This window comes from Neptunomonas concharum, from assembly GCF_008630635.1.
Classification (GTDB): Bacteria; Pseudomonadota; Gammaproteobacteria; order Pseudomonadales; family Balneatricaceae; genus Neptunomonas; species Neptunomonas concharum.
This window is the reverse complement of sequence record NZ_CP043869.1, coordinates 3,162,553-3,170,000: the sequence shown is the minus strand read 5'-3', so window position 1 is coordinate 3,170,000 and position 7,448 is coordinate 3,162,553. Positions and strand designations below refer to the sequence as shown.

Sequence of the window (7,448 nt, the reverse complement as noted above, 5' to 3'; positions counted from 1 at the left end):
TGAAGCGGAAGCCGGGAGGCACCGTGGAGGTATCAGAAGTGCGAATGCTGACATGAGTAACGATAAGGGAGGTGAAAAACCTCCCCGCCGGAAGACCAAGGGTTCCTGTCCAACGCTATTCGAGGCAGGGTGAGTCGGCCCCTAAGGCGAGGCAGAGATGCGTAGTCGATGGGAAACGGGTTAATATTCCCGTACTTTTTATAACTGCGATGGAGGGACGGAGAAGGCTAGGCTAGCGCGGCGTTGGTTGTCCGCGTTTAAGGTAGTAGGTTTAGGACTTAGGCAAATCCGGGTCCTTTTAAGACTGAGAACTGATGACGAGCTCCCATGTGGAGTGAAGTAGTTGATGCCATGCTTCCAGGAAAAGCTTCTAAGCTTCAGGTTATAAAGAACCGTACCCCAAACCGACACAGGTGGTCAGGTAGAGAATACTAAGGCGTTTGAGAGAACTCGGGTGAAGGAACTAGGCAAAATGGTGCCGTAACTTCGGGAGAAGGCACGCCGCTGATGGTGATCGGATTTACTCCGTAAGCTGTTGGTGGTCGAAGATACCAGGTGGCTGCGACTGTTTATTAAAAACATAGCACTCTGCAAACACGAAAGTGGACGTATAGGGTGTGACGCCTGCCCGGTGCCGGAAGGTTAATTGATGGGGTTAGCTTCGGCGAAGCTCTTGATCGAAGCCCCGGTAAACGGCGGCCGTAACTATAACGGTCCTAAGGTAGCGAAATTCCTTGTCGGGTAAGTTCCGACCTGCACGAATGGCGTAACGATGGCCACACTGTCTCCACCCGAGACTCAGTGAAATTGAACTCGCTGTGAAGATGCAGCGTACCCGCGGCTAGACGGAAAGACCCCGTGAACCTTTACTATAGCTTCACAGTGGACTTTGACATTACTTGTGTAGGATAGCTGGGAGGCTTTGAAGCGTGTACGCCAGTATGCGTGGAGCCAATCTTGAAATACCAGCCTGGTACTGTTGAGGTTCTAACTCAGGTCCGTAATCCGGATCGAGGACATTGTGTGGTGGGTAGTTTGACTGGGGCGGTCTCCTCCCAAAGAGTAACGGAGGAGCACGAAGGTACCCTCAGGCTGGTCGGAAATCAGCCAATGAGTGCAAGCGCATAAGGGTGCTTAACTGCGAGACAGACACGTCGAGCAGGTACGAAAGTAGGTGCTAGTGATCCGGTGGTTCTGTATGGAAGGGCCATCGCTCAACGGATAAAAGGTACTCCGGGGATAACAGGCTGATTCCTCCCAAGAGTTCACATCGACGGGGGAGTTTGGCACCTCGATGTCGGCTCATCACATCCTGGGGCTGAAGCCGGTCCCAAGGGTATGGCTGTTCGCCATTTAAAGTGGTACGCGAGCTGGGTTTAGAACGTCGTGAGACAGTTCGGTCCCTATCTGCCGTGGGCGTTTGAGATTTGAGAAGAGTTGCTCCTAGTACGAGAGGACCGGAGTGAACGAACCTCTGGTGTTCCGGTTGTCACGCCAGTGGCATTGCCGGGTAGCTACGTTCGGACGGGATAACCGCTGAAAGCATCTAAGCGGGAAGCCCCCTTCAAGATGAGATCTCGCTGGGGCCTTGAGCCCCCTAAAGAGCCGTTTAAGACTAAGACGTTGATAGGCTGGGTGTGGAAGCGTTGTGAGGCGTTGAGCTAACCAGTACTAATTGCTCGTGAGGCTTGACCATATAACGCCAAAGGCGTGTGGAAGAGACAGAGTTGACGTAAAGAAGATAGAGTCCCATAGGGCTTGTGTTAGAGACAGGTTGTTATTCATCGAATCCGTATTGTGACAGTTTATGCTTGGCGACCATAGCGAGTTGGCCCCACCTGATCCCATCCCGAACTCAGTAGTGAAACGACTTAGCGCCGATGGTAGTGTGGGGTCTCCCCATGTGAGAGTAGGTCATTGCCAAGCGCCTTTTAGAGAACCCCGGTTACGCTGTAGCCGGGGTTTTTGCTTTTAGGCATTGTTCAACTTTGCTAAGAATTCTTCCTTCAAGTCCATGTAGTCGTAATCGCATAAACCGATATATTCAATACTTATCAGAATAGCTTGGGGAATCAGCTCATTTTTTTCTAAACGCCAATAGTGGCGGTAGCTTTGGCTGATATCTTTGGCCACTGATAATAGAGCGAGGTACATTAAGCAGTCGTCAGCCCTCTCTTTATTAATTTTAATCACTTCAGGGAAGCTGGCTTGTAGCTCTATTGTGTTGTAAATATCTGGCGGCATTTTCCACTCTTTGACGAGGCGTGCGCCCAATGAGAAATGGTCTATTCCGTACCTTTCTTGTTCTATCTTAGTGAGCTCCATCTGAGAGTGGCTATTAGCCATACGCAAAATATCTTTGTAATCTTTGTCTATTTGCATAATTAAGGGGATGCCCGAGTCATGCAGCATACCAATGGAGTAGGCGACATCAGGGTCTAGATCGGTATATTTCTGTGTTAAGTCATGGATGATAAGGGCAACTTCCGATGCAGTATCCCAAAATCGTTCCATCGAGATATTATTTCTTAAGGTGCTTTTGATGAGTGCTAGTTTAATTAGTTTGAATAATCTGGGCAGCCCGAGAAGCATAACTGAATGGGATAGGGACGTTATGGTACGTCTTAGGCCAAAGCATGGCGCATTAACCGTAGATAAAACCATGGAGTATAGGCCAGGGTCTTCTCTGATAATAGAAATAACAAGATCAATGTCAGGATCGTGCTGCTCAACGATAGTGCTTAATCGTAGCAGCACTTCAGGGCGAGGAGGTATAGCGAACTTTAGTTTAAGAAGCTTATTTGACATATTTTATCTACCTAGAAAACTCATCTAAGCATAGTGCAGTCTAATTTTTTTGCAGAGTAAAAAACAAAAAAGCCGACGTAGAGTCGGCAAAAGTTGAAGCTTAACACTGGGTGAGGTGTTAAGTGATGAAGTTAATTTTCTGGTTTATCTTTAATGTCGTTATACCATAGGTCATGATGCTGTTTTGCCCATGTTTCATCTACGTATCCCGTTTTCATACCTTCTAAAGCCCCCTCAGTACCTAGCGTACCAATATATATGTGACCTAAAGAGGCGGCGAGAAGCAGTAAAGAGCCAGCAGCATGGATAATATTGGCCCATTGCATGGTTTCTCTGAATTGCCCGAAATTTGGAAAATCTAAAACGAGGCCGCTTGCGCAAACAGCAATACCAACAAAGGTTAAAAGCCAAAACCAGACTTTTTCTCCACCGTTCATATAGCCTGCGCTAGGGTGGTTGTTCCCTATAATACCACCTCCTTTTAAGAACCAGTTGAGATCAACACGATTGAAAAAATTATGTTTCATCCAACGAACAATCATGAAGAGTAAGCCAACGGCAAAGAGAGGGCCGAGATAATTATGCACTTGTTTACAGAGCATAATATAAACAGACCAGATACTGTCGCCCATTAGCTCCCTGAGAAAAAACTTCCCGTATAAAAGGCTCAAGCCGCTAATGCCTAAAATGATGAATAGAATGGCAACAGTCCAGTGATTTGCGCGATCAAGCCGTTTCCAGCGCTCAATTTTTTTTCCTGTACGTGGGTGATCAAGCTTCTTTTGGCCGACTATTAGGTAAAAAATTGCCAGCAGGCCTAGAGTTCCGCCCAGAGCAATAGCGCCAGCAGGGGTGATCCACTCATTACGCCAGTAGCGCCAGTACTCACCTTGTACATTGATAAGGCTGCCTGCTTCTGCACCTTGTACTTGAGTTTTACCTTCATTACCTTTACGGACGACGTCCCAGTATTCGGCTCCTGCGAAACCCGCGACATTGGGGTCCGATGGCGTCGCTGCTTGTAGCGGTTGTACAAGAGCAATCAGGAAAATAAAAACCGCGAAGGAGCGCGTCAGTAGATTTTTATATACATGCATAGAAATTACCAGACTATGCGACTGCCCATAACCTGAGCAGCCGCTTGTGTATCAAGCTTTAGGTTGGCTGGCGTCGTATGCCAGTTCATCTTCAGCTGCCCATGCTCCATCGTTATGTCCCCGATAGATAACACGTTCACGGAAAATGTCTGAAACTTCGTTTGCATCACCCGCTAGCAGTGCTTTGGTTGAGCAAAGCTCTGCACACATGGGTAGCTTTCCTTCAGCGATACGGTTTGCACCATATTTTGCTTTTTCTTCTGGGCTGTGATCCTCTTCTGGGCCTCCTGCACAGAAAGTACATTTGTCCATTTTGCCGCGTTCACCAAAGGCTGCGCTGCTGGGGAACTGAGGTGCTCCGAATGGGCATGCGTAGAGGCAGTAGCCGCATCCGATACATATGTCCTTATTGTGTAGGACAATACCGTCGTCAGTGCGGTAGAAGCAGTCAGTTGGGCATACCGCCATACAGGGGGCATCTGAGCAGTGCATACAGGCAACTGAGATAGACGTTTCACCCGGTTCGCCATCGTTGATGGTAACAACGCGGCGACGGTTTATTCCCCACTCTACTTCGTTTTCGTTTTTACACGCAGTGACACAACCGTTACATTCGATGCAGCGTTTGGAGTCACAGAGAAATTTCATATTAGCCATGGTCTGTTCTCCTTAAGCTGTCGCTTTTTCAATTTTGCAAAGAGAGACTTTTGTTTCTTGCATATTGGTTACTGGGTCATAGCCATAGGTCATGGCTGTGTTTGCTGCCTCACCAACTACGTAGGGTGCAGCTCCCTCAGGATACTTATCTGTCAAATCCTTACCTTGGAATTTTCCTCCGAAGTGGAAAGGTAAGAAAGCGACGCCAGGATCTACTCTACGGGTTACAAGCGCTTTAACTTTTATGCGTCCGCCTTCGGCGCCGGTCACCCAAACGTCTTCACCATCTTTGAATCCGATCGTGTTCGCATCAGCTGGATTCACTTCAACAAACATTTCCTGCTGTAGTTCTGCCAACCAAGGGTTTGAGCGTGTTTCCTCACCACCACCTTCATACTCAACTAATCGGCCAGAGGTTAGTGTCATGGGGTATTCATTAGAGACATCTTTGTCCTGAATGGACTTATAAAGTGTTGGCAGACGGTACATGGATTCCGCATCGTCCCATGTCGGGTATTTTGATACGAGGTCGCGACGGCTTGAGTACAATGGCTCACGGTGAAGTGGTACTTTATCTGGGAAGGTCCAAACAACGGCACGCGCTTTTGCATTACCAAAAGGAGCACAGCCATGTTTAATGGCAACGCGCTGGATGCCACCTGAAAGATCGGTTTTCCAGTTTTTACCTTCTGCTGCTGCTTTTTCTTCGGTTGTCAGATCATCCCACCAGCCTAGTTTTTTCAGCAAGGCGTCATTAAATTCTGGATAGCCATCTTTGATTTCAGAGCCTTTACTGAAAGAGCCGTTCGCTAAAAGTGAGACCCCGTCACGTTCTACACCAAAACGAGCTCGGAAGGTTAAGCCGCCTTCTGCTACAGGCTTGCTGGTATCATAAAGAATCGGCGTACCTGGGTGTCCCATTTCTGGCGTTCCCCAACAAGGCCAAGGCATACCGTAGTACTCGTTATTAAGTGGGCCGCCTTCTCCTTTTAAGGTTGTGTCATTAAAGGTGTGCCAGTTTTGCTGATGTAGTTTTAAACGTTCAGGGCTTTGACCTGTATAGCCAATAGTCCACATGCCTTTGTTAAATTCACGCGTGATATCTTCAATAACAGGCTCGTCACCTTTTACTTCGATATTCTTGAAGAGTTGATTATCGAAGCCAAGTTTTTTGGCGAATTTATACATGATCACATGATCAGGCTTGGATTCGAAAAGAGGTTCGACGATTTTATCTCGCCACTGCATGGAACGATTGGATGCGGTAACTGATCCGTAAGTTTCAAATTGTGTGGTGGCGGGTAACAAATATACCCCATCCTTTTTATCGTGCATTACCGCCGCATGAGTTGGGTAGGGGTCGACAATGACCATGAGATCTAGCTTTTCCATCGCTTTTTTCATCTCTACGCCACGGGTCTGAGAGTTTACCGCGTGCCCCCAATATACCATGGCGCGAATGTTGTCCTTTTGGTCCATACGGTCTGTTTGTTCTAGGACGCCATCTACCCAGCGAGAGACGGGTATACCCGCGTTGTTCATCGGCTTCAACTTGCGATAGATAGTCTGATCAAAGCGGCTCTGAACCCAATCGAAATCTAGATCCCAAACTTTTGACCAGTGCTTCCAAGCCCCATCGGAGAGACCGTAATAACCTGGTAGAGTATGAGATAGGACACCTAGGTCGGTAGCGCCTTGGACGTTGTCATGGCCACGGAAAATATTAGTACCGCCACCCGCTTTACCCATATTGCCTAGCGCGAGCATCAAAATACAGTATGCGCGAGTGTTGTTGTTACCGGTGGTGTGTTGTGTTCCGCCCATACACCAAATAACAGTGCCCGGGCGATTTTCTGCCAACTCTTTGGCGGCACGACGCATCTGTTCTTCTGATACACCCGTTACGCTTTCAACCTCAGCAGGAGGCCAATTGGCGACTTCGGCCTTGACTTCATCCATGCCATAAACACGTTGTTTAATAAACTCCTTGTCTTCCCAGCCATTGGCGAAAATATGCCATAAAAGGCCCCAAATGAAGGCAACATCAGAGCCTGGGCGTATGCGGATGAACTCGTTTGCATGAGCGGCGGTTCGGGTAAAACGAGGGTCAACACAGATGATATGTGCTTTGTTACGCTCTTTAGCGCGGAATATATGTTGCAATGAAACGGGGTGGGCTTCGGCTGGGTTGGAGCCGATAAGAATGATCGATTTACAGTTGTGGATATCGTTAAAGGAGTTTGTCATCGCGCCATAGCCCCAAGTGTTAGCTACACCTGCGACCGTTGTGGAGTGGCAAATACGCGCTTGGTGATCGACGTTATTGGTGCCCCATAACGCTGCGTATTTTCGGAATAGGTAGGCCTGTTCGTTACTGAATTTTGCAGAGCCTAGCCAGTAAACAGAATCCGGCCCTGATTGCTCGCGAATTTTGAGCATTTGATCGCCGATCTCATCGATCGCTTGATCCCAGCTTACTTTCTGCCACTTGCCGTTCACCAGCTTCATAGGATATTTCAGGCGGCGGTCACCATGGCCATGCTCACGCAGAGCAGCTCCTTTAGCGCAATGGCCTCCTAGATTGAACGGGTGGTCAAACGCGGGCTCTTGGCCTGTCCAAACGCCATTCTGTACTTCTGCATAAATGCCACAGCCGACTGAGCAATGGGAGCAGATGGTGCGTTTCACTTCTACCGGGGCACCATGGGGTGCTGTTTTGGCGGCTTCCGCTTTTTTCATCATGCCAGGAGCCATAAAGCCTGCGGCGGCTAAGCCTCCGGTTGTGATGCCGGTATTTTTCAAAAACTTACGACGGCTCAACCCAAGTGTGTTGGCAGATGATGATTGAGTCTTATCTGATCGTTTTGTTAACCGCATGGTCAATCT

Annotated in this window: 4 protein-coding genes and 2 rRNA genes (1 of these 6 running past the window's edge); 2 read left to right on the top strand and 4 right to left on the bottom strand. The window is 48.3% G+C overall.

Annotated elements, in window-relative coordinates:
* Both F0U83_RS15045 and rrf read left to right on the top strand, forming a co-directional pair.
* A 23S ribosomal RNA gene (locus F0U83_RS15045) occupies positions 1 to 1,696 on the top strand (it extends 1,194 nt beyond the left edge of the window).
* Positions 1,697 to 1,810: 114 nt separating this feature from the next.
* Positions 1,811 to 1,926: ribosomal RNA gene (gene rrf, locus F0U83_RS15040) — 5S ribosomal RNA — on the top strand.
* Positions 1,927 to 1,971: 45 nt separating this feature from the next.
* Here rrf and F0U83_RS15035 read toward each other — a convergent pair.
* The 4 genes from F0U83_RS15035 to F0U83_RS15020 form a co-directional block, all read right to left on the bottom strand.
* Positions 1,972 to 2,808, bottom strand: coding sequence for an HDOD domain-containing protein (locus F0U83_RS15035; RefSeq protein WP_138989048.1), 837 nt, complete (start codon positions 2,806 to 2,808; stop codon positions 1,972 to 1,974).
* 131 nt (positions 2,809 to 2,939) lie between these two features.
* Entirely contained in the window at positions 2,940 to 3,905 is a 966-nt protein-coding gene (locus F0U83_RS15030; RefSeq protein ID WP_138989047.1) for a formate dehydrogenase subunit gamma, read from the bottom strand.
* A 51-nt stretch (positions 3,906 to 3,956) separates the two neighbouring features.
* On the bottom strand, positions 3,957 to 4,562 hold the full coding sequence (gene fdh3B, locus F0U83_RS15025; protein WP_138989046.1) for a formate dehydrogenase FDH3 subunit beta: 606 nt from the start codon (positions 4,560 to 4,562) through the stop codon (positions 3,957 to 3,959).
* A 12-nt stretch (positions 4,563 to 4,574) separates the two neighbouring features.
* Positions 4,575 to 7,439, bottom strand: a complete 2,865-nt coding sequence (locus F0U83_RS15020; protein WP_138989045.1) for a formate dehydrogenase subunit alpha — start codon at positions 7,437 to 7,439, stop codon at positions 4,575 to 4,577.
* Positions 7,440 to 7,448 lie beyond the last annotated feature (9 nt).

Coding starts and splice junctions, on each gene's coding strand:
- F0U83_RS15020 (WP_138989045.1), bottom strand. CDS start 7,439: ATGCGGTTAACAAAACGATCAGATAAGACTCAATCATCATCTGCCAAC.
- F0U83_RS15030 (WP_138989047.1), bottom strand. CDS start 3,905: ATGCATGTATATAAAAATCTACTGACGCGCTCCTTCGCGGTTTTTATT.
- fdh3B (WP_138989046.1), bottom strand. CDS start 4,562: ATGGCTAATATGAAATTTCTCTGTGACTCCAAACGCTGCATCGAATGT.
- F0U83_RS15035 (WP_138989048.1), bottom strand. CDS start 2,808: ATGTCAAATAAGCTTCTTAAACTAAAGTTCGCTATACCTCCTCGCCCT.